This window comes from Sulfurisphaera tokodaii str. 7, from assembly GCF_000011205.1.
Taxonomy (GTDB): Archaea; Thermoproteota; Thermoprotei_A; order Sulfolobales; family Sulfolobaceae; genus Sulfurisphaera; species Sulfurisphaera tokodaii.
The window spans coordinates 544,660-569,439 of sequence record NC_003106.2; the positions used below are offsets into that span (position 1 = coordinate 544,660).

Below are 24,780 nucleotides of genomic sequence, written 5' to 3' on the forward strand. Positions count from 1 at the left end.
ATTAACTTAAATAAAACTTTAGTGGTATGAATTTCATTTACCCAGATTATATGAGGAATAGTATTTATAATCTTGCCTGTGGTATAGCTGATTTTCTTGGAGTAAAGAGAGAATGTAGGGGAAATAAGATAAATATTTCTGGTAAAAAATTGGCATTAATTCTTCTTGACGGACTAGGTTACAACATGTTGAAATCTGTAGGTCTTGAAAGTGAAAACAAGATAACTACTGTTTTTCCTTCAACTACATCAACAGTATTAACCACATTATTTACAGCACAATTACCCGGTGAACATGGAATTCTAGGCTATAATACTTTGTCTAAGAGGCTAGGAGGAATAGCTAATGCTCTTAGATTCACTTATCCAGCAATTGGAAATAGGGATACTGTAACTGAAAATATCAAGTTTTCGAGTGCATTTCCAAATGTTAAAAGCTACTTAACTGAAGTAAAAGATAAAAAGACCGCGGAAGTCATACCCAAAGGTATTGATAATACTGAATTTACATTAGCAACCCATGGGAAAGTATCTACAACAAAAACGTATGTAACATATTGGGATGCGCTATACGAATTTTCTAATATACTTCAAGATTACGATTTTGTTTATTTTTACATACCAGATATAGATACTTTAGCTCATAAGTATGGTCCTTCATCTTTACCAGTAAAGCAAGCTATAAAGGAAATTTTTGAAGGAGTTAGACAAATAGCTTTGCATCACCAAGATTATATATTCGTTATTACAGCTGATCATGGTCATGTTGAAGCATCTTCCCATATACTGTTAAACCAAGATACTGAACTTCTAGATATGTTATATTTGCCCCCATATGGGGATTCAAGAGCTTTATTTTTCTTAACAAAATTTGATTTAAAGACATATCTCTATCACAAGTACCCTGAATTAAAAGTTTTTGAAAAAGTGGATTTTGAAAGGCTTGTAGGAGCAGAAAATATAAATGCTGATTTTATAGCTGTACCCTCGGATAACAAAGCGTATATATACTCCTTTAAAGATCAAACAGATGATTACGCAAAATTAAAAGGTCATCATGGTGGTTTATCTGAAGACGAAATGTATGTTCCTCTGGTGATACTAAATGGTTGAATATTATGTACCTAAATGGGAAGAAATAGAAGAAGGGATTTTAGATGTTGTAGAGAAAATGGTTAATGATGACTTTGTGCCAGACGTTATTGTTGCTATCTTAACTGGTGGAGTAATACCAGCTAAATTAGTCGCAGACGCATTAGGGATTAGAAATATAAAATACATAGATATAAAATTCTATAAAGGAATTGAGTCTAGAGAAAGAAAACCAGTAATAAAAGCTGTTTATGTAGATAACTTAGAAAATAAGAAGGTTCTAATAATAGATGACGTAGCAGATACTGGTGAAACATTAGATGCTGTAGGTAACATCATAACTATGTATAATCCTTCTCTCATTAGATCAGCTACGGTATATGTGAAACCTTGGTCTAGGAAATATCCTGATTATTATTATAAAATATTAGATAAATGGATCATTTTTCCATGGGATAAATGGGAAGTAGTAAGAGAAAACACAAATGCACCAATAGATAAAAAGGAAAAATATTTTGATATTTTGAGAAAACTTAGAAAATAGATGGTTCCCTATATTCTCCCCATATTTCTCTTAAAGTTCCGCTAATCTCTCCTACTGTTGCACCAGCTTTTATAGCGTTTAAAATGTATGGGAATAAGTTTTCATTTTCTTTTTCTGCAGCTTTCCTTAACATATTTAGTGAATCTCTCCACTTTATTTCATCCCTCTCGCTTCTATATTTCTTTAATCTCTCTAGAACTCTATTTCTCACTTCTGGATTAACCCTAAATACTTCAGTAGTTCCAATCCAATCTGGTTCATAAAACATATTTACACCTACTTTAACCATTTCTCCACTTTCAATTTTCTTTTGAATCCTATAAGCACTTTCAGCAATTTCTGCTTGTGGATAACCTTTTTCAATAGCCTTCATCATGCCCCCCATACTCTCAATTTTTTCAATTATTTTCCATGCTTTCTCCTCAATTTCATCTGTTAGTGCTTCAATGTAATAAGATCCAGCTAATGGGTCTATTGTGTCAGCAGCACCACTCTCATACGCAATAATTTGCTGAACTCTTATAGCAATCTTAGCCGCTTTCTCACTTGGCAAAGCTAAGGCTTCATCATAGGAATTTACGTGTAAGCTTTGAGTTCCTCCTAGTACAGCAGCTAAAGCTTGTAAAGTAGTTCTAATGATATTTATTTCTGGCTGTTGTGCTGTTAACTCGGCACCGCCAGTTTGTGTGTGGAATCTTAACATCATTGATTCTGGTTTTTTAGCACCAAACCATTCTTTCATTATTTTGGCCCACATTCTCCTTGCCGCCCTAAACTTTGCCACTTCTTCAAAAATGTTAGTATATCCAGCGAAGAAGAATGAGAGTTTAGGCGCAAATTCATCTACTGGAATTCCTCTTTCCATTGTCTTTCTTACATACTCAATTCCATCTGCTAGTGTAAATGCTACCTCAAGTATTGCATCAGCACCAGCTTCTCTAATGTGATATCCACTAATACTTATTGGATACCACTTTGGTATGTTTTTAGCTGAATATTCTATTAAATCTATTGCATATCTCATAGACGGTTCTGGCGGATATATAAAGTTTTTCCTCGCTATATATTCTTTTAGAATATCATTCTGAACTGTTCCATCTAAAACTTTCTTGTCAATTCCTCTTGCTTCAGCTGTAGCTACATACATTGAAAGCAATTCTATTGCTGTGGCATTGATTGTCATTGACGTAGTTACCTTATCTAAAGGTATGCCACTCATCACTATATCCATTTCTTTCCAATGGAACATTGAAACTCCAACAACACCAACTTCTGTAAACGCTAAGATATGATCAGGGTCTAATCCTAACTGTGTTGGTAAATCAAATGCCATACTTAAACCAGTTTGTCCTGCTTGTAGTAATTTTCTAAATCTTTCATTTGTGTCTTCAGCGGATCCAAACCCTGCATATTGTCTAATTGTCCATAATCTTCCCCTATACATTGTAGGGTAAATTCCTCTGGTAAAGGGATATTCACCTGGAAAACCTATTTTTTCGGCATAAGAACCTTTAAGGTCTAATGGTGTGTATAATCTCTTAACTTCAATTCCCGAGGGAGTAGAGAATGATTGTTTTCTTTCAGGTCTTTTGCTCAACCATGGCTTTAGAACTTTTTCCTCCCACTGCTGGTAACTTTCTTTAATTTTCTCCTCAGTATCCAAATCTAAATCCCGCATTTATATATGTTTAAACACTTAAAACTTTTGCTTTTTTAAACAAACTTTTAAGTCAAAAATGTAAAAATACAATTGATGGAGACACAAAATATAGATCATATAGGTATTGCTGTGGAAAATATAGAGGAAGCAATAAAATTTTATACTGAAAAGTTGGGAATGAAGGTTATACATAGAGAAGTGTTGGAGGATAGAGGCTTAAAGGTTGCATTTTTAACTGGTAAAGAAGGCGAAACAGCAATAGAATTATTAGAACCTATTAACCATGAAGATATGAATAATACTGTAGCTAAATTCATTAAAAATAGGGGTCAGGGTTTACATCATTTAGCTATAAAAGTTGAAAACATAGAGTCTTCACTTAAGGAGTTAGAATCTCAAGGAATTCAGTTAGTTGATAAAAAGCCAAGACCTGGTGCTAGAGGGCATTTAGTTGCGTTTGTTCACCCTAAGAGTGTGATGGGTGTTTTACTGGAGTTAGTTCAGCCGAGAGAATAAATGATTTTTTAACTTCAGTTTGATATATATTATTGGGATCAACAATGTCAAGGAAATATAGAGATCCTTTCGATTTATTTGATGAACTTTTTAGAGAAATAGAGGAGGAATTTGAGAGATTTGAAAGAGAGTTTATGAGATTAGGTAGTGAAGAAGGTGCTAAAGTTTACGGTCCTTACGTTTATGGATTTAGAATAACAGTAGGGCCAGACGGAAAACCAAAAATTGAAGAATTTGGAAACGTAAGGAATTTTAAGGGGAAACCTATAGTAAGTGAAGAAAGAGAACCATTAGTTGATGTTATAGAGAAAAATGATGAAGTTAGAGTAATAGCTGAAGTACCTGGCGTGAATAAAGATCAGATTAAAGTAAAAATTTCTGGAAATAAGTTGATCATACAAGCACAAGGTGAAGATAGAAAGTATTATAAAGAGGTAGAATTACCTACTGAGGTTGATGATAAAAGTGCTAAAGCTACGTATAATAATGGTGTATTACAAGTAATTTTGAAGAAGAAACAGCACCAAGAAGCTGGTACCGAAATTAAGGTTGAGTAGAATTATCTAATTTTTTTATAACTACTTTTTCGCTTTGAATAAAGCTTAATCCACTAGGATCTTCTATGATCAATGTAAATGGTTTTTTACCCTCTTTTGCTTCAAATATATCTTTACACGTTTTTTCATTACACTCATTTATTTGATCTATAATGATTTCTAATATACCTTCCACAGTTGTTATAATTCCTTGATAAGCAGAGCCAGCTGTTATCTCAACACCTAACTCTGGAATTATTAAGCTAGCAAACGCTGATCTATATACGATAGTATTTAGATCGTTTTCTGTTTCAATTTTATATTCTAACTTTATAGGAGTTAGTGTTTCGAAAGGTTTTACATCTCTTACTCTGAATCCACAATTTTCACACTCCCAAACTGATAATTCTAACTTGCCTACCTTAGGAGCCTCATAAACGTACTCTTTAATTACTAGAGTCTCTTTATGGCATACCGGGCAAATGTGTTTTCCTTCATAGAGTAATTTAGGCTCACTCATTTATCTTCAATTATAAAATTTAAACCCTAGTACAAATTATTTATTGATAAAAGTGGTGAGATGAACTATCCTAGAGAAAGTGAAGATGGTAAGATTGAGTATAAACTTATTCTTACCAGTAAGGATGAAAGTAGATTACAAGAGTTAGCGTCTCAAATGAAGTATAGATTAGAAGAAGGAGGAGGAGAGGCTTTCTATATAATTGGTGTTAGCGATAATGGTGAAGTATTAGGATTAACAGAGAACGAGTTGAATAAGAGCTTAGAAATTCTTTCAAAAATATCATCCATTATTAATGCAAAGATAGTTCATGTAAGGAAAGTAGAAGCAAAAAAAGGAAAATATATTGCTGAAGTTTTAGTTAGAATTCATAGAGACAAAATACCGGTACAAGTAAATATTGCAGTCATGGGTCATGTGAATGCTGGCAAAAGCACTTTAACTGGGGCTCTTATTTTTGGAAAATTAGACGATGGCAATGGTACTTTGAGAGCAATGGTAGCTAAACACGTCCATGAAGTAATATCAGGTAGAACTTCTTCCATAACACTAAGAGTTCTTGGCTTAAAAGATAATGGGGAAGTAGTAAATTGGAACTTACGAGACCCGTTAGACGAAGCTGATGTAACACTAAATAGTTCTAAAATTATACGTTTAGTAGATTTAGGTGGTCATGAGAGATATCTAAGAACTACGCTTAAAGGTTTGTTAGGTTACGAGATAGATTATGTTATGCTCGTTGTAGGATCAGATGACGGTTTATCAGCTATGGGGAAGGAACATTTAGCAGTAGCATCTATTTTACATTTTCCAATTTTTATTGTTATAACTAAAATTGATAAATATCCGAAAGAAAGAATTAATGAGATAATAACTGATATAAGAAATGTTCTAAAAATTCCTGGAATAAATAGACTTGTAATTGAGGTAGAGAGTGAAGAAGATTTGTTAAATGCAATTCTTGCTATGAGAACTGGAAGAGTAGTTCCAATATTTAAAGTCTCTAATGTAACTGGAGAAGGGCTATCTTTGCTTATAAAGTTTCTAAATATGTTACCTCCTAAAAATAAAGTAGAGAAAGTAAGTATTTCGCAACCTCCCTTAGTTTATATTGATGAGATATATAACGTAACTGGCGTTGGAACTGTTATTTTGGGCTCTGTTATACGCGGGAGTGTAAATACGAACGACATTTATTATATTGGTCCTACAAAGTTTGGTGAATTTAAACCAGTCAAAGTAAAGTCTATACAGCTAAATAGAATTTTTGTCGATACTGTTTATTCCGGCAGTATTGCGACTTTTGCAATACAAGGAGTTGAAAAAGATACGTTGAGAAAAGGCATGGTGCTAGTCAAGAATGATCCTAAAGCTCATAAGAAATTTAAGGCAAAAGTAATAGTACTTCATCATCCAACAACAATAAGAGAAGGTTATGTAGCAACATTACACCTTTACACTATAAGACAAGCTGTAAAATTTGAAAAAATAACTAAGAAATATTTACGTACTGGTGATTCCTCAGAAGTTGTTCTATCTTTTCTTTACAGGCCAGAATACATAGAGAAAGATCAAATATTTGTGTTTAGAGAAGGAAGAACAAGAGGTCTAGGTATAATAACTGAATTACTAGATTAGCTTACTGCTTGTGCCGTACACTCTAAAATTTGTTTAGTTAATTGTGAGACGTGTTTTTCAACAAAGTTTTTTAATGCGGGGATTTGAACATCAACTTCGTAATCAACATCATAAATTAACTCATGATTCTGAATTCTAACTAAACTTCTTACTGTAGCTTTTACTCCAGCTCCTAATATTTCTATAACAGTTTCAGACCAATTATCTCCTTTATTAAAAGATTTGACTTCACCATCAGTTTCAATAGTTAAGAACCCTATTCTGCTTTTTGCTACAAATCTATTTTCCTCGATATCCTCGATACCTGGAACACAACGCAGTAAATTGTAATAACTAGAAATAAAAATTTCGGCTTTTTTTATATCATTTATTTTAATTTTTCCTTGTAATTTCATCTATTACTCGCCTTTGTTTTAATACATTCAAATAAATCATTTAAAATTTTATTAACGGCAGAATCCATTAATCTAGCTCCTATTGAAGCTAATATACCACTCACTTTTACATCAGCAGAATACTTGAGCCTAGTAGGATTGTCTATTACAGTAACTAAAGCATTTATATCTACATTACTATTTAATCCGTTACCTTTCGCTACTAAAGTAACTGTTTTATTTTCTTTATCTATTTGGACGAATTTTACTGAAGCTTTATAATCTCCTTTTATAAATCCAATACCGGTAGAGCCTACGACTTTATATTCGTCTCCTTCTTTGTTTAGACTTTTTAGACCTGGAAAACATGATGCTATTTTTTCTGGACTTGTGACATATTCCCATAATTCTTGGGAAGAGATAGGAACTTGAACTTCCCCTTCAAATTTCATAAGCTATTATAACAAATAGTAGTATTTATGAGAATTGGTGCTGTTGTACTAGCTGCAGGAGAAGCTAAACGATTTGGCAAAAATAAGCTTATTCAGAATTTTATGGGAAAACCGATAATAATAAGAGTTATAGAGTCAGTCAGTTTTTTAGACAGAGTAATAATTGTTGGTAAATATATAGAAGAATTGATACCATTTTTAAAGAATGAAATAGTTATCTATAACCCTAAATGGATGCTGGGTATAAGTGAATCAATTAAGCTTGGAGTTAGGTTCTTTCAAGATTATGATGGTGTCTTAATAGTACTAGGAGATATGCCCCTATTAACTTCAGAGACTATAAGAAAAATTATTATAAATTTCAAAGAAAGTTGTTCGGCTGTTGTTCCAGTGTATAATAATATTAGAGGAAATCCAGTTCTAATTTCAAGAAAATTATACGAACAAGTTTTTTCATTATCTGGAGATATAGGAGCAAGAGAAATATTGAAAAAGAGAAGTGATTTATGTTTTGTTGAATGCGGAGTAGAAGTTGTTACTGATGTTGATACGGAGTCTGACTTAACTTCTCTGCAGCAGCCTTAATAGCTTTTACAATATTTTGATATCCAGTACATCTACATAGGTTCCCAGATATGCCTTCTCTTATTTCTTCCTCTGTTGGATTAGGTTTTTCCCTAAGTAGCCAATAAGCTTCCATTATCATACCAGGGGTGCAATACCCACATTGTAATGCGTGATTCTCCCAGAAAGCTTCTTGTATTGGATGAAGTTTTCCATCTTTAGCTAATCCTTCAACTGTAAGTATTTCTGCTCCATCTGCTTCTACTGCAAGCACTGTGCATGATTTTACTGATTTTCCGTTCATAATTACCGTACAAGCACCACAATTTGATGTATCACAACCAATATGTACTCCAGTAAATCCTAATTCTCTAAGTACATGAACTAATAATCTTCTAGGTTCAACTTCAGTCTCATACTTTTCGCCATTTATCTTTAATGTAATTTTTACTTTTTGATCACTATTGATTATTTTCATCTGTTTCACCTCTTTAACGCTGTAATAATAGCTCTCTTAGTTAAAACTTTTACCATCTTTTTCTTATATTCAGCAGAGCCTCTTAAATCTGAAGTGGGGTTTGCACTCTCCATAGCTCTTGTTGCCGCTTTTTCAATTATCTCGTCATTTAACCTTTTACCGAGTAACTCTTCTTCAGCACCTTTTGCTCTAACAGCTACATTATTTACTGCTGTTAATCCAATTCTAACATCTTCAATCACATCACCAGATAATTTTAGGAGTAATGCTACACCAACTATAGCAAAATCTCCAGCTCTTCTTTCTAGCTTTTGATAAGAGAATTTGTAACCTTCAAATGTTGGAACCTGAATTTCAGTAACAAGTTCACCTGGATTTAAATCTGGAGTGAACATGTCCTTTGCAAATGATTTAAAGTTAACCACTCTGTCTCCTTTTCTACTTGTAATTTTTACTTTTGCATCCATTGCAATGAGAGCTGCTGGATAATCTGCGGAAGGATCTAAATGAGAAATACTACCCCCTATTGTTCCCATATTTCTTACTTGCGGATCTCCAATGTTACTAGCTGTTTCACTCAGTAGAGGTATTGATGATTTCGAGATGTTATAATGCGTAGTTAATGCTCCGATTTTATATAAGTTACCATCTTTAGTAATATAACTTAAATTAGAGAATCTTCTGATTTCTACAATATATGAAGGCCTTATTAATCTTAGTTTTAGCATTGGTATTAAACTATGGCCACCAGCTAATGGTCTAGCGTCTTGATGTTCTTCTAAGAACTCTAAAGCTTCGTTTAGATTATCCGGAATAACATATCCAAACTTTGGCGGATACACAAAATTAGGTAACAAACTTATTTAATATATTTTTCTGGTCTCTTTTTGAATTCAGCCATGCACATCGGACTACAAAAATAATAAGTTTTTCCCTTATAGGTAAACTTATAAGGAGTGGAATCTTCTACATCCATTCCACAAACAGGGTCTTTAATTTTCATATTTTTAAAGTTCTCATATAATGTTTTTAAGTTAACTTCCAAAGTTTCTCTCTTAATTTCACAACATCTCCAACAACAATTATTGCAGGAGGTCTTATTTTATGTTCTATTATTAGTTTAGATAAGTCTTTTAGCCTTCCCGTTATAACTCTTTGTTTTTCAGTTGTACCGTTCTCTATAATAGCTACATATTCCTCATAATCTCTCACTGAGAGTAAAACTCTCTCTAATTGTTCTATTACGTGAATTCCCATCAAGATTATTAGAGTTCCTTCTCTTGGAATATAACTTGCATCAATGATTTTATTATCAGCCCTAGTCCCTGTAATTACTGTAAAGCTAGAGGAGTTTGTTAATCTGCTTGTAACCGGAATGCCCGCATAAGCCGGCACTGCAATAGCACTACTTACTCCCGGAACTACTTCGCATTCAATTCCGTGAGATAATACGTAAATACACTCTTCTTCTCCCCTTCCGAAAACATAAGGATCTCCCCCCTTTAATCTCACAACAATGCTATTTGTCTTTGCTTTTTCTACTAAGAGTTCATTTATATAATCTTGAAGTTTTGAGTCCCCTATCTCTTTTCCTACATATATAAGTTCTGCTTTTGTATCTTCTAATAACGTCTTTGGAACTAATCTATCGTAAATAATTACATTAGCCTTTTTTATCAAGTTATAAGCCTTAAGTGTAATTAGCTCAGGGTCTCCTGGACCTGCACCTACAATAAAAACCTTTCCCATCAAATTGCCTTTACTTTTTTAATTATATAAACTCCAAATAATATTCCTTCAGGAAATTTCAGACCGAACACTAGAAGTAGTATATAATTTACAATGATGGTTTCTGGGAAACCAAACATGTTAGCTGCATCATAAACTATAAAGAAGTATAAAATATCAGCTAAAAAACCTAGACTATATATTATTATTTTCTCTATAAATTTAAATGATGATATAAAATAGCCTATTAAAAATCCGGCAATAGCCATAGAAGTAAATGATCCAGCAAAAAGTATCTGATTTTCTTCTTCAATCCTAAACATATATGGTGTCAACCAAGGGATTATAATTGCTAAACTTACTACAAAGGCTATTATTGAGTATTTTCTTAATGCTATTGAAATTACTGGTATTCTCTCACCTTGATCGTCCTCTACGTATTTATCCTTACTAGATGAATTTAGTACATACCATCCTAGAATTCCGCTACCCAAAATAGGCCCTTGATAGGAGAGTAACTTTATTATTGGATCTCCAAATACATAAACTATAGCTGAAACAAGAAGAATTACTAAACTGCTATATTTCGCTAATGCAAGATAGTTCATAAATATATAAACTAATTCACTTCTAAAATGCTTTTTCATTGGCTTAGACAATTTAACTTAGATTGTAAAAAAATCTATTAAGACCTAAGTGATTTATGGAAGATATACTTTGTATACGATTTTATCCCCTTCATCAGATTTTGATAATATTTTAACTCCTTTTTCCTTCATAGCTTCTGCCCACATTTCAACTTGATCCGCTTGTAATCCCTTTAACGCTATAATTTCAATTTCCTGATTCCCTCCTTCACTAAGCCAAAACCTCATTATACTTAGAGCAGGAGAGTTACTTCCACACTTAGTATCACTTTGTCTTAAATCTAGTACTTTCATCAATATATCATCTCAGAACTAATATTTAGGATCTTTTCATCTTCAAGGAAATAGATTCTATTCCAATTATCTCTTTTCATTTTATAAATTATTGATGATAAAATAACTCTAGTGTTACAGAACGCACCTACGCATCCAGTCTCTTCTACTATCGTAAAATCAATCATTTTATATAGTTTATTTTCTCTCTCGTCACCAGAAGATAATATTATAATATTTCTATTTCTTGAGGAGAATATAGGAGAATGCACAAATAATTCGAGTCTTTCGTAATTAGATGGTATACCAAAAACTTCAGCCATTTTTAAACTACTGAAATATGCTACGCCATAATTTTCCGATTTACCTATAAAGAAGGGACTATTATCTAGGTTAATAACTTTATTTACTCTCTCTTTATCTTCTTCAAATCTAAACATAGAATAAAGAGCTGATAATGACATTAGGAAGGATAAAAAACCTGGAAGTTTAGCTTTGGGCCTATAAGGTAATATAACGACGTCATTAACTTCTTTAGCAAGTGGTGATTCCGAATTTGCTGTAATTCCAATAACCTTAACGCCCTTACTTCTTAACTTTTTAGCTAGAATTACGTTATACCTTGTTTTTCCAGAGACAGATACGATAACAGTTGGTTTAGTAATATTAACCTCTAATGCCTCATAAGGGTCTAAAACTGTTATTTTCCTCTTACTTTTCCCTTCTATGACTAAACCGCTAGCGTAAGAATCTCCAGATCCTATTATATACGCCTCATCTAGTTGAATATGAGAATCTACTTGATAGTTAGTATTTAATTCCTCCTCGAGTAACTTGATATAGTTCATATAATATTATTTAGGTGTTGTTCAAATGAAAAGTATAATTAGAGCTGGAATAGCGTTAGGGGCAGATAATCCCTTAAAGAAAGTATACGTTGGTGTTAATGAAGGAAAAATAGAAGTTGTAAGTAATGAAGAGTTAGCTGGTTATGAGGATGCTGAGTTAGATATAGGCGGATGGGATAGGCTTCTCTCACCTGGATTTATTTCTATCCATACTTTCATTACTTTATATCCTTTTAGATTTAGAATATTTTATGGAAAAATTAATGCTAATGATCTTCTTTCAGTTATGAGTAATAATGATGTATATCATTTAGCTCTTTTAGGGGCATATCATTTGTTAAGATCCGGCGTTACCACTGTTGTATTTAGCGATAAATATCCAGACCCCGTAGCTAGAGCTGTAACTAATGTAGGTTTAAGACCAATTATTGCTATCCCAGTAGGGTGTAATAACTCTCCGGATAATTGGGAAAAGGAGTTTAAAGCGATGTATAACAGATGGTCGCACTCTGGAAGTAACAACGTTATTTTAAAATTATGTGACCAAAGCCTTAGTAAAGAGGTTTTTGACGTAGCAAAAAGTACTAACATAGTTGTACTAGTTGAACGAACTGTTAATTTATCAAGTTTTAAAAAAGATGAACTGCCAGAAAATATAATTGCATTAGGCGGAGGTTCAAGAAGTGATCTAGATTATATAAAGAAGTATAAGATATATTTATCTTTTACCCCTTCGTTAGAAATCTCTAGGTTTCCATTAAGTGAATATAAACCATCTTTGGCATTAGACCTTGTTCCTTCATTTGATATAAGACAAGAGATTGCCTTAGCTTCAACTAGATTAATGTTAACACCTGAAGAAGCTTTTAGATCGATAACCATTTGGGGTCATCAGCAACTTGGTTTAAACGCTGGCTATTTAGGTATTAATAGTGATGCTGACTTGATTATCTATGAATATAGAGAACCGCCAGCTTTTCCATTAGATTATAATTCTCCCTATGAATCCTTGATATATTCTGGTTATAACATAGAAACTGTATTTGTAGGTGGAGAGAGCGTATTAGATGGTGGAGTACCTCTAAATGTGGGATTAAAGGATGTAGAAGAAGGATTAAGGAGGGTAGAGGAAATTGATAAAAGACTTGGTGAAAGAATTAGGTCTCTGGAAAAGAGTAGAGATAATAGGTGATATAGCAGTAATAGGAATACCTTTTGATAAAACCCCAGAAGATGTTAAGCCATTTGCTGAGGAATTACTTAGGAAGCTTACATATATTAAGGCAGTTTGGGGAAGATATAGGGATACCCATGGTGATTATAGATTATCTACGTTAGTTCATTTGGCTGGTGAAAAAAGAAGTGAAACTATATATAAAGAGCATGGTTGCAAGTACTTTTTAGATATAACAAAGGTCTTTTTCTCTGCTAAATTGTCATATGAGCACCTAAGGATAGCTAAGGAAGTAAAAAGTGGTGAGATAATTATAAATATGTTCGCTGGATATGGACCTTTTTCTATCCTATCTTATATCTTAGGAAAACCAAAGATTGTTTATTCTATAGATATTAATCCTTTTGCATATTACTATATGATGGTTAATATTGATCTTAATAAAGCGTACGGTGTTATTCCAATATATGGTAATGCTTTCGAAAAAATAAATTATTTACCATTAGCTGATAGGATAATTTCCCCTTTGCCAGAGAAAGCTGAAGAAGCTTTTAAAGTAGCGTGGGATCATGTGAAAAGTGGTGGAATAATTCATTTATTTACTGAAGTAGAGGGTGAGGATCCTTTAAACAAGATAAAAGATATGTATCCAAACGTAATTTTTGCGAGGATTGTGAGAAGTGTAAAACCAAAAGTTTATCATGTAGTTGTAGATATAAGAAAATAATGGATATTTACACAATAATGTTATTAGGTTATCAAGTTTCTCAGAAAAAGACTGTTAATGCTGGTGTATATACGATTAAATTTCATAGAAGAAAGAAAAATAACACATACATGTACATAGTAGAATTAGAAATTGAAGGAAAAGTAATAGAAAGGGGAATTTTTAGTGAATATTCTAACGCAGTAATATATGCTGGTGAGATTTTTAGTCGTTTTCGTTAATGCTTATAAATTGAATAAGTTAATTAGTTGTGAGAAAGTTGCTTAGAGATGAAGTCCTCGAAGTTCTAAAAAGTGGAAGGGTAGATTACGTTAGAGTAGTATTTGCTGACATTTTAGGAAACAGTAGAGGAAGGTCTTTGAGAAGGATTGAGTTTGAGAAATCATTAAATAAAGGTATAGAGTATTCAGAAGCACTTCTTTATCTTGATTATAAAGATACTCCAATAAAGCAAAGATATGGCGATATTTTTGCAGTTCCAGATATAAGTACATTCGTACTAATACCATATTTAGAGAGAACAGCTAGAGTATTATCTTTCTTGACTACACAAGATAATTCTCCTCATCCCTTATGCACAAGATCGTTATTAACAAGATCAATTGATAAACTTGCTGAACTTGGTTATAATATCAAAGTTGCTTTTGAACCTACTTTCTACCTAATTAATTTCAAAGACGGGAAGCCAGTTCCAGCAGATGAAGCTAGAGCGTTCTCATCTGAAGGACTTATGGAACAACAGAATTTTCTTAGAGACCTTATTAAATATTTAGAAAGTGTAAATATTCAAGTTCAATATATAAATAAGCATTATGCACCAGGACAGTACGAAATAACTTTCAGTATGGGTGAGGCATTAGAAGAAGCAGATTCCTTGATTACAGCTAGAGAAATCATTAGAGATACTGCGAGACTATACCATTTATATTCAACATTTATGCCAAAACCATTTAAAGAGTACCCAAGTAGTAGCATGGATATTTACATAAAATTGGTTGACACACAGAATAAGTCTGTAGGTGTTGATACTTCGGATCCTAGAGGATTAGGATTAAGCAAGATACTATATTCTTTCTTAGCTGGTATATTAGAACATATTTCCTCTATACTGGCTATAGCTGCCCCAACCATAAATTCTTATAAGAGATACAGAGAAGTAGTTACACCCAATGTTGCTGGTATAGGGAATGAAAGACATTTTATAATTAGAATACCATCTACATATAGAGATTTAGGTGTTTTCGAATTTAGATTAGCTGATCCCTTAGCTAATCCATACTTATTACTTTCATCAATGATATTTGCTGGGATTGATGGAATAGAGAAAGGACTTGATATTGATGTTAACTATGAAGTTAGCACTCTTCCGACAAATCTTAAGGAGGCGTTATATAAGCTCGATAGTGATACAAAACTAAAATATTACCTTGGAAAAGAATTAGTAGATACCTTCATTGAATTGAAGAAGAAAGAAATTGAAGATTACGAAAAAGAAATAACAGAGTGGGAAATTAATTCTTATCTCAAGTCTGGATGGTAACATGAAAGCTGCTGTCTTCAGAGAAATAGGTAAACCATTAAGCATAGAAGATGTTCAGTTGCCCCGTTTAGAGTCTGATAAGGAAGTATTATTAAAGGTTAAAGCTACTGGTGTTTGTCATGGGGACTTACATGTAATAATGGGAGACTGGCAATACGAAGTACCCGTTAATACCCCAATTATTTTAGGTCATGAAATAATAGGTGAAGTAGTTGAAGGAGGAACAAAATTCCAAAAAGGAGATTTAGTTATGGTATACAATGCTTTTGGTTGTAAAGAATGTAAACATTGCAAGGCGGGGTATTATCAATTCTGTGAAAGAGTAAAAGTGTTGGGAGTTCATTTAAATGGGGGATTCGCAGAATATGTGAAAGTACCCGATGAAGATTTCCTTATGAGAGTTGAAGGTAACCCAATTCAATTAGCCCCTTTGGCAGATGCTGGAGTAACAGCATATAGTGCAACTAGAGGTATAAAAGAAGGTGATAAGGTTTTAGTTGTTGGGACTGGAGCTGTTGCACTTTTGGCAATACAAATTTTAAAAAGTCTTAAAGCCGAAGTAAGTGTAGTTAGTCGTAATCCAACAAGGTTGGCTAAAGCTGAAGAACTTGGGGCTGATCATGTATATTATAGGAAAAAAACTTTTCCATCATTATATACTTCTATAGTAGGAAAAAAATTTGATTATATTATAGATTTTGTAGGATCTGACGAAACTCTTGATGAAGTAGCATGGCTTTTAGATAGAAGAGGTGAACTTAGAATAGTAGGCGAATTTGGAGGACAATTATCCATTCCAGAACAATTATTAGTGTTAAGAGGACTTAAAGTACAAGGAATTCTTTATGGTACTATGGACGATATGAAAGGGGTAATTAATCTTTATAATTCTGGTAAGTTAAAAACTCTTGCCGTACCTTATTATCTAGATGAAATAAATGATGCCTTAAATGATTTAATGCAAGAGAGAATTTTGGGAAGGGCTGTCATAATTCCTTCTTAGCTCTAAAAATGAATGGTTTTTCGCCAGAAATTTGAATATTCACATTAAGAAACTTTTTGATAATCTCTGAATTAGTTCTTGCATGAGATGTGAGTTCAGAACCTATATATTCGCCATAATATAATGAAGCATATAGCATTAACATATCGCTCATATGTCTATCGACGGTAGCATTGCTTATAATTTCTTCATAGATAGATTTAGCTGCTTCTTCACCTACTATTTCAGCCCTTTTACCCTTTTCTCCTAAAGAGTCGGAGCCAAGAAAAGTTTTTTCAAAAATCGCTGTTAATGCGATACCGGAGCCCTTACTTCTTTCATTTTCCCTGACATCAATTTCTATTTCTACTGGAATCTTTATTTTTGAGAGAAGAAATTCTTTAGCTGACTTAGCTTGTCTCTCAGCTATGTGTGATGGTAAAGACGATACGTGGGAGATCCCTTTTATCATTAATAACTCTCCTCTTTCCATTAAAGAGAATGAAGAAGGGTTTCCTTTTACTTCTGTAATTTTGATTTCTCCTCCTCCTTCTGGGTAATGTCCTCTTCTAATAAGTATTAAATTTACTCTAATTCCTATTTTTTCTAACAGAGAGAGAAAGGTTAATCGTATATAATCTATTGAAGGAGATTTAGGAACATCCGTACCTCCTTTAATGGTAACTTTTATATTCCTATTAATTAATAAAGGCAGTATTGTTTGTAGAATTAAGGTTACACTTCCCGCAGTTCCTACGTCAAATTCAAAGTCTCCTTTTTCTACTATATCTTCAGGTTCGAAAACTAGTTCAGTTGATCCTACAAAGTCTCCTTTTACTTTAGCATTAGTTAATTTTTTTACTGCCTCAACAGCTGTAAGATGCTGTCTTTGTAAACCAGGTTTTGGTCTATTTGCTCTAATTTTATATATTCTGAATGGTTTCTTAGTTAATGCTGAAAGTGTTAAAGATGTTCTTAAAATTTGTCCTCCTCCTTCACCAAATGAACCGTCTATTTCAATCATGACTGGTGAATATAGGAATGCGTGTGAAAATAAATGCTATTGCCAAAATTATAGGCACAGAAGAGTTAATAATTATTCCAATTACCCGAAACGGTGATTTCGTATTAGCATTAAATTTTTATGAAGACGTTGAAGGAGGAAGACTAGCTAGATTTGTTCTAGTTTATGATAAATTCGGAGAAATTGATTATATGGAGACTATAATAAGGGGGGATAAGATTATTGTTACAGCTGAGGGAATAGAAGAAGATTTCAAAAAGATCAGCAACTTAATAAAAATAGATAAGTATCTGAAAAGTAACAGAATACCTTTATTTGTCAACATAAGCGTGCTAAAGGATGCTAATATTAATGAGAGGGGTGTTAAAGGTTTTATAAATTATGTTGCTAAATTTGGAAGAATCGATGTTACTAAAGTGAGAAATGTTGTTCAGTTAACTATTGAAGAAAACGTCTAATCCCTTCGATTTGTATATATTATCAAATCTTACTCCAACTCTTCTAACTAATCTACTATCTTTTTGTAAAATTTGTTTTAATAATTCAATTGATTCTGTATAAGCTCTCTCTTTACTTATACCAGTTTTAAAAGTTTTACTTTTACTTACGATGTCTAAGTCCTGCATGATAGTTACCACAGTCATTCTCTTAGGTATACCTTCTATTTTGTTGTATGCTTCATCTATAGCTTTTTTCAGATAAAGTTCTATCACTTTTATATCTCTAGTATTTTTAGGTAATGTCAAATATCTTCCATGCGGTACCCTTTCTTTATTTAATACCGGCTCAAAATAAGAGTTTGTGGCTAATCTATAAAGATAAAATGCCTTAGCTTCCCCTATCTCTTCTTTTAATTTATCAAATGAAACAGATAAAATATCTATCAACTTATTTACACCTAATGAATGAAGTCTTTCAGAAATAACATTACCTACACCAGGAACCTCATCTATATCAATACTTTTGATGAACTCCTCTATTTCTTCTGGTTTTACTACTCCTAATCCATTTGGTTTTACTCTATCTGCAATGATTTTTGCAAAAACCTTATTTGGTGCGATTCCAACTGTTACTGTAATCTTTTCCTTCTCCATTATTTCTCGTTTTAATTTTTTTCCTAATTCTATCGCCTCTTCAAAATTTTTCACCTTGCTAGTTATATCGATGTAGGCCTCGTCTATGCTAGCTATTTCAATTTTATCCGAATAGCTACTGATTATGCTCATTATTCTATTAGAAACCTCAGTATATACTTCTTTGTGCATTGGAACGAATATTGCATTTGGTGCTAATTCCATTGCTCTTGATATAGGCATTCCAGCTTTTACTCCTAACTTCCTAGCTTCATAATTAGCTGTCGCTACAGCTCCACTTTTCTCATTTCTACCAGAATAAACACAGACTATAAGAGGTTTTCCTTTATATTGAGGATTTAAAACTTCCTCTACTTGAGCAAAGAAATAATCAAAATCCACAAACAATATTATCATATACATTTTACCTTAGGCTCATAGATTTTTAGTGCTTCATGCACTTCATTAAGATTTGGTGAGCTTATTCCGCCAAGCCTTTGTATCTTAATTGCAGATGCGGTCACAGCTAATTTTAATCCTTCTTCAATACTTAATCCTTCTAAAAGAGAGTAATTGAACGTAGCGTCAAAAACATCTCCTGCACCAGTCGTATCTACAATATTGTCTACTTTGTATGCTTCAACATAGCACTCTTGATTTTCAGTAATTACTTTCGCTCCTTTTTCTCCCATTTTAATTACAATGATTTTAGCTCTAATCTTATCTAAATTAATTGCCTTACTTTCTTTCTCATTTAGGTAAAGTACATCAACATCTACTTCATTAACATCTTTACTGAAGGGGCCAGGGTCATAAGAGATTAATCTTGCCATCGGATCTCTCACAACTATGTTTGGAGGAACTGAGGCAAAATGGATAGTATCGAAAAGTCCAAAATACTTTTTCACGTCTTCTTGGGTAATTAATGTTGAAGCACCAAGTTTTCTTACCATAGAAATCTTGCCATTCTTTCTTAAGAATATTAATGCCATACTTTGTGGAGCATTAGTCTCTTCTACATAATCAAGTCCTACACCCATTTCAGCTATACTCTCCATTAGACTCTGAGTTATAGTGTTTTTCCCTACTTTTGCTAATAACTTGCTACTATGCCCTAACTTTGTTATAGCTACAGCATAATTTACTGCAGCACCACCTGGCATAATTTCCATTAAATCAGTAGTTAGAAACTCGTCTGTATCAGGCATTTTTTCTATATTTACAATAATATCTATATTAAATCTACCCACTGATAAATGTATAGGTTTCATATCTCAAACCTCAGACAGCCGCCACTTCAGCACATATCAGTACCAAAGGTCTTCATCACTACATATAATTTTCATGTTAGTAACTTAAAAGGATAATCTCAAAAGCTTATAGTAATATATAATATAACGAATATGGCAGAGATTAGAGAGATAAGAAAGATTGAACGCGAAAGAGCAAGTATTCATAGTCATATTTCTGGATTAGGTTTAGATGAAAAAGGAAAAGCCAAATTTAAGGCTGATGGTCTAGTTGGGCAAACAGAAGCACGTGAAGCTGCAGGTATTGTCGTTCAACTTATCAAACAAGGTAAAATGGCCGGAAAAGGGGTACTATTCGTAGGCCCTCCTGGAACTGGAAAAACGGCCTTAGCTGTTGCAATAGCCAAAGAGCTTGGAGAAGACACACCCTTTACTACAATGAATGCTTCTGAAGTTTATTCGACAGAGTTAAAGAAGACAGAAATACTCACACAAGCTATTAGAAAATCAATAGGCGTTAGGATTAAGCAAAGGAGAATTGTTTATGAAGGTGTAGTAAAGGATGTAAAATTAAAAGTAGCAAGAAGTAGATTAAATCCTTATGCTGTTATGCCTAGAGAAGCACAAATAGTTCTAGCTACTAAGGATGAGGAGAAAACACTAAATGTGGGAGATAGCATTGCTGAACAACTAGTTCAACTTAATGTAAAAAAGGGAGATGTAATATGGATCGACGCTCAAACTGGAGAGGTAAGTAAAGTTGGTAAGGCTAAGGGGTTTGAAGGAGCTAAAACTTATGATATAGAAACTATTAGACAAGTTGATATTCCTACTGGCCCGGTTAAGAAGGAAAAAGAAACCACAATAACTGTAACATTACATGATTTAGATTTAAACGTAGCAGCTAGAAATATTTCTATAACAGCGTTATTTAGTTTCTTTACAGAAAGAGAAATAAACAGTGAGATAAGAGAAAGTGTAGATAAATTAGTAAAAGATATGATAAATAGGGGAGAAGCTGAACTCGTACCTGGTGTATTATTTATTGATGATGCACATATGTTAGATATAGAAGCATTCTCATTCTTAACTAAAGCATTAGAAGCTGACCTAGCACCAATATTAATTTTAGCTACTAATAGAGGTATAACAAAAATAAGGGGTACCGACATAGAATCTCCACACGGTATGCCACTAGATCTACTCGATAGATTACTAATAATACCTACAAGACCATATACTGCTGATGAAATAAGAGAAATTCTAAAAATAAGAGCAGACGAAATTGATGTTCATCTAGAAGAGAAAGCGTTAGAGACTTTAACGAAGCTAGGCGTAGAATATAGTTTAAGATATTCCGTCCAGCTCCTTGAGCCTTCTTATGTAATTGCACAAAGAAACGGTAGAAATGTGATAAAAGAAGAAGATGTACTAGAAGCATCGAAATTGTTCTCAGATTTCAGAAGAAGTGTGGAATATGTTAAGGAATACGAGAAATTACTACTAAAATGATGAAAGGCAACGGCACTGAATTATGATGTATTGTTGCCTGGCTGAATACATTTTTCGTATATTTTTTTGTCTATAATATCCCTTAATATTCTATATGTCATACCCCAAATACGATAACCATTAAAATAATATTCGTCCCCCTTCCCTTTTTCAAGTTTGTTAATATCTGCCCAAAAAGCTGTATCAACTTCTTCTTTTTGAATTTGCAATGTAACTTCTTTATCAATACAACTTACATAAGCTTTAACCAGCATCGTAGGCATATTATTTGGATAATAAATACCTAGTTCAATTAAGTTACATGGTCTTATTCCTACTTCTTCTAAACACTCTCTAATTGCAGTGAATGAGCATTCTTCATTTCCTTCTCTTCTTCCTCCAGGCAATGCAATATGACCGCTCCAAGGATCATTTTTGTTTTCTTTTCGTTTGATTAAAAGTATTTTACCATTTGCAGAAATAAGAGCAACGACTGCAGCCTTACATTCATTCATATTTATTTAATCTGACCCAAAGCTTATATTTTTGAAAATGAACTTTCAAGTGTGAAAATTGCTGTAATTTATTTTGGAGGTCAATATAATCACTTAATAGTCAAAGACTTAAAATATCTAGGTTTAAATGCTGTTCTTATAACTCCAGAAAAACCGGTTGAAATTCTAAAAGATTATGATTGTATAATTTTTGGCGGAGGTCCTTATTCGGTTATTACAGAGTTAAACAAAATGGGTAATGCTGTAGATTATGTCCTTAGAACTTCTCAACCTAAACTAGGCATCTGCTTAGGTCATCAATTATTAGCAAAGGTTCTAGGTGGTGAAGTAACGAAGGCAACAAAACCAGAGTATGGATTAGTAAAAGTGAACATAAACGATGAAGATACCATCTTAAGAGGATTATCACCATCTATTAATGCCTGGGAAAGTCATACCGATGAAGTAATTTCTCCACCTCAAGGGTTCAGAATTTTAGCAAATAGTGAAAATGCTAAAGTCCAAGCAATGGTAAATAAGGACAATACAATATTTGGAGTGCAGTTTCATCCAGAAGTTAAGCATACCGAAAAAGGCATAGAAGTATTTAAGAATTTCATAGAAGCTTGCAAGAAATAGTTATGTAATTTTATCCTCATTAGCTTCCTTAATCTTTTGCATAACTTTAGGAGGTAATGCATAATCCTCTCTTCTCTCGTTTATTTTACCTAGTAATACAATTCCTTTTCCTGGCTTAATATCAATCTCCCAAACGTATTTATCATGATTAGTTTGTCTCATTTTTTCTATGAGAACGTATCTATGCAACATTCCGTCCTTTATAGCTCTTCTAAATCTTATTATTCCATCAGCTACATGTTCTACTCCAAATCCAAAGGCTTGCGATGTTGTAATTGCATATTGCGACGTAGCGTAAATAGTAAACTTCCATTTATTTAATACTCTCTTTAAGTAATAACTTATTTTTCTAGCCATAGCGGGTTTATCAAGAAATAGGGCACTTACTGAATCAATAACTAGTCTTGCTCTTCCAGTCCCTAATTTTTGTTTAGCTTCTATAACTTTATTCACTAACTCCTCAGCATTCAGCTCTGTTAAACTCCATTCATCCTCTTTTTCTTTCATTAATGCATCTATGATAATCAGTTTCTTCTCCATATACTCTTCGAAATCCCAATTAAACTGCTTTGCTTGTCTTACAATCGAATCTCTACTTTCCTCAGTAGTAACATATATACAGTTATCTCCTTCCCTAAGTCCCTCAGCAATAAAATGTAAAGAGAAAATAGTCTTCCCAGTACCAGGCTCTCCAGTAACTGCAACAAAGAATCCTTGAGGTATCCCTCCCTCTATAAGTTTATCAAATTCTGGTATACCAGTTGACAGTCTAATCATAATCTTAAAATTTGTGTATATCCTAATAAATTGTGATGAAGAACAGCGGATCTGCTGAGTGAGGAATGATGTACTGGGTTAGAAAAGGTATAATTGGCGGATCTCCCATACCTTATACAGAAGATGAACTAGATGAATGGAAAAGAGAAGGAGTAAAAAGAATTCTTATTTTACCAGAAGAATGGGAAATAGAAGAAGCTTGGGGTTCAATGGATTATTATTTCTCTCTCTTAAGAGAGAAAGGATTTGAATTTTTACATGAACCAATACCAGATGGTTATGCACCAACTTTCGATCAGTTCCTTAGAATTTATGAATGGTTAAAAAAAGGTTATGCAAATCTTGTTCACTGTGTTGGTGGTATTGGAAGAACTGGAACAATTATAGCAGGGTATTTAATGTTCGAGGAAGATTTAGATAGTGGAGAAGCAATTGAAGAAGTAAGAAATTATAGGCCCGGGGCTGTACAAACTTATGAGCAACAATTGTTTCTCTTACAACTTGAAAAGATGAAGGAGAAATGGAGGACTATATTATAGATTTTCTTATAAAATTTCAAAAGTTAATAGCAAAAAATGTGAAAATTCAGCATCTTGGAATAGAAAATGTTAAAAGAATTTGTGGAACAGATATTGCTTATAAGGGAAATATTGGATATGCTGTTGCTGTAAAAGAAGAAGAAGGAAAAATTGAATATAATCTCGTAAAAGGGGATGTCTTTTTTCCTTATATACCAACATTTCTTTTCGTAAGAGAAGCTCCCTTGATGATAAAAGCTGTGGAAAAATATGAGTGTGATTTAATTTTAGTAGATGGACATGGCTTAACACATCCTAGAAAGAGTGGGATAGCTACAGTCATTGGTGTTTTATTAGATAAACCGACTATAGGTGTGGCTAAATCTAGGTTAACTGGAGATCTAGTAGTAGAAAATAATATAACTTATGTTATTCTTCATGGTGAAAAGTTAGGTGTAAAAGTAGGAAAGTATTTTTTTAGCATAGGTAATAAGACGGATCTTTCTGACGTAATAGATTTAGCTAAGAAAGGATATCCTAAAGTATTGAAACTCGCGGATAAACTTTCAAAAGATTTGAAGAAAAAAGAATAATAAACATGTGTTCGTATTATAAATTATGAAAGTTGAACTACCTCCAATTCCAGAGGAAAAAGAAGTTTTACTTTCTCCCTCTGACACAGCATTACTTATTGTAGATATGCAAAATGATTTCGTAAGAAAGGAAGGTAAATTATATGTTCCTAATGCAGAGACTACAATACCAGCAATAAGGAATCTAATAGATAAGGCAAGAAATGCAAATGCTCTGATAATATATACTCAAGATTGGCACATGAAAGATGACCCAGAATTTAAAATTTGGGGAGAACATGCACTAGCTGGTACTTGGGGAGCTGAAATAGTAGAAGAGCTTAAACCAGAAAAAGATGATTTTATAATAAAGAAATATCGTTATGATGCTTTCTTTGAGACACCCTTAGACTATATTTTAAGGGTTAAAGGAATTAAGAATATAATAGTAACTGGTACAGTAGCGAATATTTGTGTTTTACATACTGCTGGAAGTGCTGCGTTAAGATGGTATAATGTAGTTATGGTAAAAGACGGGATTTCAGCGATAACGGAATTCGACTACTATGCAACACTAAGACAAGTAGATTTTCTATATAAAGGAAAAATTACCGACTCATCTGGAGTAAAATTTATTACTAGAATGTAGG

The 24,780-nt window shown here is 33.0% G+C and carries 33 protein-coding genes; 17 read left to right on the forward strand and 16 right to left on the reverse strand.

From position 1 onward, the window contains the following. Positions 1 to 26 precede the first annotated feature (26 nt). Together STK_RS03130 and STK_RS03135 are read left to right on the forward strand one after the other, a co-directional pair. On the forward strand, positions 27 to 1,112 hold the full coding sequence (locus STK_RS03130) for an alkaline phosphatase family protein (protein WP_010978530.1): 1,086 nt from the start codon (positions 27 to 29) through the stop codon (positions 1,110 to 1,112). After that, on the forward strand, positions 1,105 to 1,635 hold the full coding sequence (locus tag STK_RS03135) for a phosphoribosyltransferase (RefSeq protein ID WP_010978531.1): 531 nt from the start codon (positions 1,105 to 1,107) through the stop codon (positions 1,633 to 1,635). The genes STK_RS03130 and STK_RS03135 overlap by 8 nt, the downstream gene beginning before the upstream one ends. Here the strand turns inward: STK_RS03135 and STK_RS03140 are convergent. Continuing rightward, positions 1,625 to 3,298 (reverse strand): acyl-CoA mutase large subunit family protein, encoded by a 1,674-nt coding sequence (locus tag STK_RS03140; RefSeq protein WP_052846364.1) that lies wholly within the window; start codon positions 3,296 to 3,298, stop codon positions 1,625 to 1,627. The genes STK_RS03135 and STK_RS03140 overlap by 11 nt on opposite strands. Before the next feature lie 90 nt (positions 3,299 to 3,388). Here STK_RS03140 and mce point away from each other — a divergent pair, with 90 nt between their 5' ends. Next, positions 3,389 to 3,811: a methylmalonyl-CoA epimerase gene (gene mce, locus STK_RS03145; RefSeq protein WP_010978533.1), complete on the forward strand. Its 423-nt coding sequence runs from the start codon at positions 3,389 to 3,391 to the stop codon at positions 3,809 to 3,811. A gap of 44 nt (positions 3,812 to 3,855) precedes the next feature. Then, the gene (gene hsp20 / locus STK_RS03150; protein WP_010978534.1) at positions 3,856 to 4,368 is read left to right on the forward strand and encodes an archaeal heat shock protein Hsp20; all 513 of its coding nucleotides are present in this window, start codon (positions 3,856 to 3,858) and stop codon (positions 4,366 to 4,368) included. On the opposite strand, the gene STK_RS03155 is transcribed toward hsp20, so the two are convergent. Then, positions 4,355 to 4,867 carry a ZPR1 zinc finger domain-containing protein gene (locus STK_RS03155; protein ID WP_010978535.1) on the reverse strand — a complete coding sequence of 171 codons (513 nt, stop codon included), beginning with the start codon at positions 4,865 to 4,867 and terminating at the stop codon, positions 4,355 to 4,357. The genes hsp20 and STK_RS03155 overlap by 14 nt on opposite strands. A 60-nt stretch (positions 4,868 to 4,927) precedes the next feature. Here STK_RS03155 and STK_RS03160 point away from each other — a divergent pair, with 60 nt between their 5' ends. Then, entirely contained in the window at positions 4,928 to 6,505 is a 1,578-nt protein-coding gene (locus STK_RS03160; RefSeq protein ID WP_010978536.1) for a GTPBP1 family GTP-binding protein, read from the forward strand. On the opposite strand, the gene STK_RS03165 is transcribed toward STK_RS03160, so the two are convergent. After that, a complete protein-coding gene (locus tag STK_RS03165) occupies positions 6,502 to 6,900 on the reverse strand; it encodes an SRPBCC domain-containing protein (protein ID WP_010978537.1) in 399 nt (132 codons plus the stop codon). The genes STK_RS03160 and STK_RS03165 overlap by 4 nt on opposite strands. Then, a complete protein-coding gene (locus tag STK_RS03170; RefSeq protein WP_010978538.1) occupies positions 6,897 to 7,331 on the reverse strand; it encodes a CoxG family protein in 435 nt (144 codons plus the stop codon). Before STK_RS03170 ends, STK_RS03165 begins: the two co-directional genes overlap by 4 nt. A 27-nt stretch (positions 7,332 to 7,358) precedes the next feature. On the opposite strand from STK_RS03170, the gene STK_RS03175 reads away from it, so the two are divergent. After that, positions 7,359 to 7,916, forward strand: coding sequence for a nucleotidyltransferase family protein (locus tag STK_RS03175; RefSeq protein ID WP_010978539.1), 558 nt, complete (start codon positions 7,359 to 7,361; stop codon positions 7,914 to 7,916). On the opposite strand, the gene cutC is transcribed toward STK_RS03175, so the two are convergent. The 7 genes from cutC to STK_RS03210 all read right to left on the reverse strand — a co-directional run bounded on the left by cutC (position 7,867) and on the right by STK_RS03210 (position 11,869). Further along, on the reverse strand, positions 7,867 to 8,373 hold the full coding sequence (cutC, locus tag STK_RS03180) for a glyceraldehyde dehydrogenase subunit gamma (RefSeq protein ID WP_052846892.1): 507 nt from the start codon (positions 8,371 to 8,373) through the stop codon (positions 7,867 to 7,869). The genes STK_RS03175 and cutC overlap by 50 nt on opposite strands. A gap of 5 nt (positions 8,374 to 8,378) precedes the next feature. Next, entirely contained in the window at positions 8,379 to 9,215 is an 837-nt protein-coding gene (cutB, locus tag STK_RS03185; protein ID WP_010978541.1) for a glyceraldehyde dehydrogenase subunit beta, read from the reverse strand. Between the two features lie 17 nt (positions 9,216 to 9,232). After that, entirely contained in the window at positions 9,233 to 9,370 is a 138-nt protein-coding gene (locus STK_RS03190; RefSeq protein WP_375781466.1) for a YHS domain-containing protein, read from the reverse strand. Between the two features lie 32 nt (positions 9,371 to 9,402). Continuing rightward, positions 9,403 to 10,125: a uroporphyrinogen-III C-methyltransferase gene (gene cobA / locus STK_RS03195; RefSeq protein ID WP_052846366.1), complete on the reverse strand. Its 723-nt coding sequence runs from the start codon at positions 10,123 to 10,125 to the stop codon at positions 9,403 to 9,405. Continuing rightward, entirely contained in the window at positions 10,122 to 10,709 is a 588-nt protein-coding gene (locus STK_RS03200) for a hypothetical protein (RefSeq protein WP_069168176.1), read from the reverse strand. Before STK_RS03200 ends, cobA begins: the two co-directional genes overlap by 4 nt. Before the next feature lie 93 nt (positions 10,710 to 10,802). Beyond that, positions 10,803 to 11,042 carry a hypothetical protein gene (locus STK_RS03205; RefSeq protein WP_052846367.1) on the reverse strand — a complete coding sequence of 80 codons (240 nt, stop codon included), beginning with the start codon at positions 11,040 to 11,042 and terminating at the stop codon, positions 10,803 to 10,805. Then, entirely contained in the window at positions 11,042 to 11,869 is an 828-nt protein-coding gene (locus STK_RS03210; RefSeq protein ID WP_010978544.1) for an SIS domain-containing protein, read from the reverse strand. Before STK_RS03210 ends, STK_RS03205 begins: the two co-directional genes overlap by 1 nt. A gap of 25 nt (positions 11,870 to 11,894) precedes the next feature. Here STK_RS03210 and STK_RS03215 point away from each other — a divergent pair, with 25 nt between their 5' ends. From STK_RS03215 to STK_RS03235, 5 genes are read left to right on the forward strand one after another with little or no spacing between them, the layout of a single operon-like run. Then, positions 11,895 to 13,061 (forward strand): amidohydrolase family protein, encoded by a 1,167-nt coding sequence (locus STK_RS03215; RefSeq protein ID WP_010978545.1) that lies wholly within the window; start codon positions 11,895 to 11,897, stop codon positions 13,059 to 13,061. Then, entirely contained in the window at positions 13,003 to 13,770 is a 768-nt protein-coding gene (taw21, locus tag STK_RS03220; RefSeq protein WP_052846368.1) for a tRNA 4-demethylwyosine(37)-methyltransferase Taw21, read from the forward strand. Before STK_RS03215 ends, taw21 begins: the two co-directional genes overlap by 59 nt. Next, positions 13,770 to 13,991 carry a hypothetical protein gene (locus tag STK_RS03225; protein WP_052846369.1) on the forward strand — a complete coding sequence of 74 codons (222 nt, stop codon included), beginning with the start codon at positions 13,770 to 13,772 and terminating at the stop codon, positions 13,989 to 13,991. Before taw21 ends, STK_RS03225 begins: the two co-directional genes overlap by 1 nt. 38 nt (positions 13,992 to 14,029) lie before the next feature. Then, on the forward strand, positions 14,030 to 15,310 hold the full coding sequence (locus tag STK_RS03230; protein WP_052846893.1) for a glutamine synthetase family protein: 1,281 nt from the start codon (positions 14,030 to 14,032) through the stop codon (positions 15,308 to 15,310). 1 nt (position 15,311) lies between these two features. Then, complete coding sequence (locus tag STK_RS03235; RefSeq protein ID WP_010978548.1) at positions 15,312 to 16,313, forward strand: alcohol dehydrogenase catalytic domain-containing protein; 1,002 nt, start codon at positions 15,312 to 15,314, stop codon at positions 16,311 to 16,313. On the opposite strand, the gene rtcA is transcribed toward STK_RS03235, so the two are convergent. Then, positions 16,297 to 17,316 (reverse strand): RNA 3'-terminal phosphate cyclase, encoded by a 1,020-nt coding sequence (gene rtcA / locus STK_RS03240; protein WP_010978549.1) that lies wholly within the window; start codon positions 17,314 to 17,316, stop codon positions 16,297 to 16,299. The two genes, STK_RS03235 and rtcA, sit on opposite strands and share 17 nt — an antisense overlap. Positions 17,317 to 17,333: 17 nt before the next feature. Between rtcA and STK_RS03245 the strand changes: the two genes are divergently transcribed. Further along, the gene (locus STK_RS03245) at positions 17,334 to 17,774 is read left to right on the forward strand and encodes a hypothetical protein (protein ID WP_052846894.1); all 441 of its coding nucleotides are present in this window, start codon (positions 17,334 to 17,336) and stop codon (positions 17,772 to 17,774) included. On the opposite strand, the gene STK_RS03250 is transcribed toward STK_RS03245, so the two are convergent. Together STK_RS03250 and STK_RS03255 are read right to left on the reverse strand one after the other, a co-directional pair. Continuing rightward, positions 17,751 to 18,806, reverse strand: coding sequence for a DNA polymerase IV (locus tag STK_RS03250; RefSeq protein WP_052846370.1), 1,056 nt, complete (start codon positions 18,804 to 18,806; stop codon positions 17,751 to 17,753). The genes STK_RS03245 and STK_RS03250 overlap by 24 nt on opposite strands. Further along, positions 18,803 to 19,660 (reverse strand): carbohydrate kinase family protein, encoded by an 858-nt coding sequence (locus STK_RS03255; RefSeq protein WP_010978553.1) that lies wholly within the window; start codon positions 19,658 to 19,660, stop codon positions 18,803 to 18,805. Before STK_RS03255 ends, STK_RS03250 begins: the two co-directional genes overlap by 4 nt. Positions 19,661 to 19,792: 132 nt before the next feature. Here STK_RS03255 and STK_RS03260 point away from each other — a divergent pair, with 132 nt between their 5' ends. After that, entirely contained in the window at positions 19,793 to 21,151 is a 1,359-nt protein-coding gene (locus tag STK_RS03260) for a RuvB-like helicase (RefSeq protein WP_010978554.1), read from the forward strand. A 20-nt stretch (positions 21,152 to 21,171) separates the two neighbouring features. On the opposite strand, the gene STK_RS03265 is transcribed toward STK_RS03260, so the two are convergent. Continuing rightward, the gene (locus STK_RS03265; RefSeq protein ID WP_010978555.1) at positions 21,172 to 21,645 is read right to left on the reverse strand and encodes an NUDIX hydrolase; all 474 of its coding nucleotides are present in this window, start codon (positions 21,643 to 21,645) and stop codon (positions 21,172 to 21,174) included. 51 nt (positions 21,646 to 21,696) lie between these two features. Between STK_RS03265 and STK_RS03270 the strand changes: the two genes are divergently transcribed. Next, complete coding sequence (locus STK_RS03270) at positions 21,697 to 22,263, forward strand: GMP synthase subunit A (protein WP_010978556.1); 567 nt, start codon at positions 21,697 to 21,699, stop codon at positions 22,261 to 22,263. On the opposite strand, the gene STK_RS03275 is transcribed toward STK_RS03270, so the two are convergent. Then, complete coding sequence (locus tag STK_RS03275; protein WP_156013805.1) at positions 22,264 to 23,043, reverse strand: KaiC domain-containing protein; 780 nt, start codon at positions 23,041 to 23,043, stop codon at positions 22,264 to 22,266. A gap of 65 nt (positions 23,044 to 23,108) precedes the next feature. Between STK_RS03275 and STK_RS03280 the strand changes: the two genes are divergently transcribed. From STK_RS03280 to STK_RS03290, 3 genes are read left to right on the forward strand one after another with little or no spacing between them, the layout of a single operon-like run. Then, positions 23,109 to 23,579: a protein-tyrosine phosphatase family protein gene (locus STK_RS03280; RefSeq protein WP_052846895.1), complete on the forward strand. Its 471-nt coding sequence runs from the start codon at positions 23,109 to 23,111 to the stop codon at positions 23,577 to 23,579. Beyond that, a complete protein-coding gene (locus STK_RS03285; RefSeq protein ID WP_010978559.1) occupies positions 23,561 to 24,151 on the forward strand; it encodes an endonuclease V in 591 nt (196 codons plus the stop codon). The genes STK_RS03280 and STK_RS03285 overlap by 19 nt, the downstream gene beginning before the upstream one ends. 25 nt (positions 24,152 to 24,176) lie before the next feature. Further along, a complete protein-coding gene (locus STK_RS03290; protein WP_010978560.1) occupies positions 24,177 to 24,779 on the forward strand; it encodes a cysteine hydrolase family protein in 603 nt (200 codons plus the stop codon). Position 24,780: the final 1 nt, after the last annotated feature.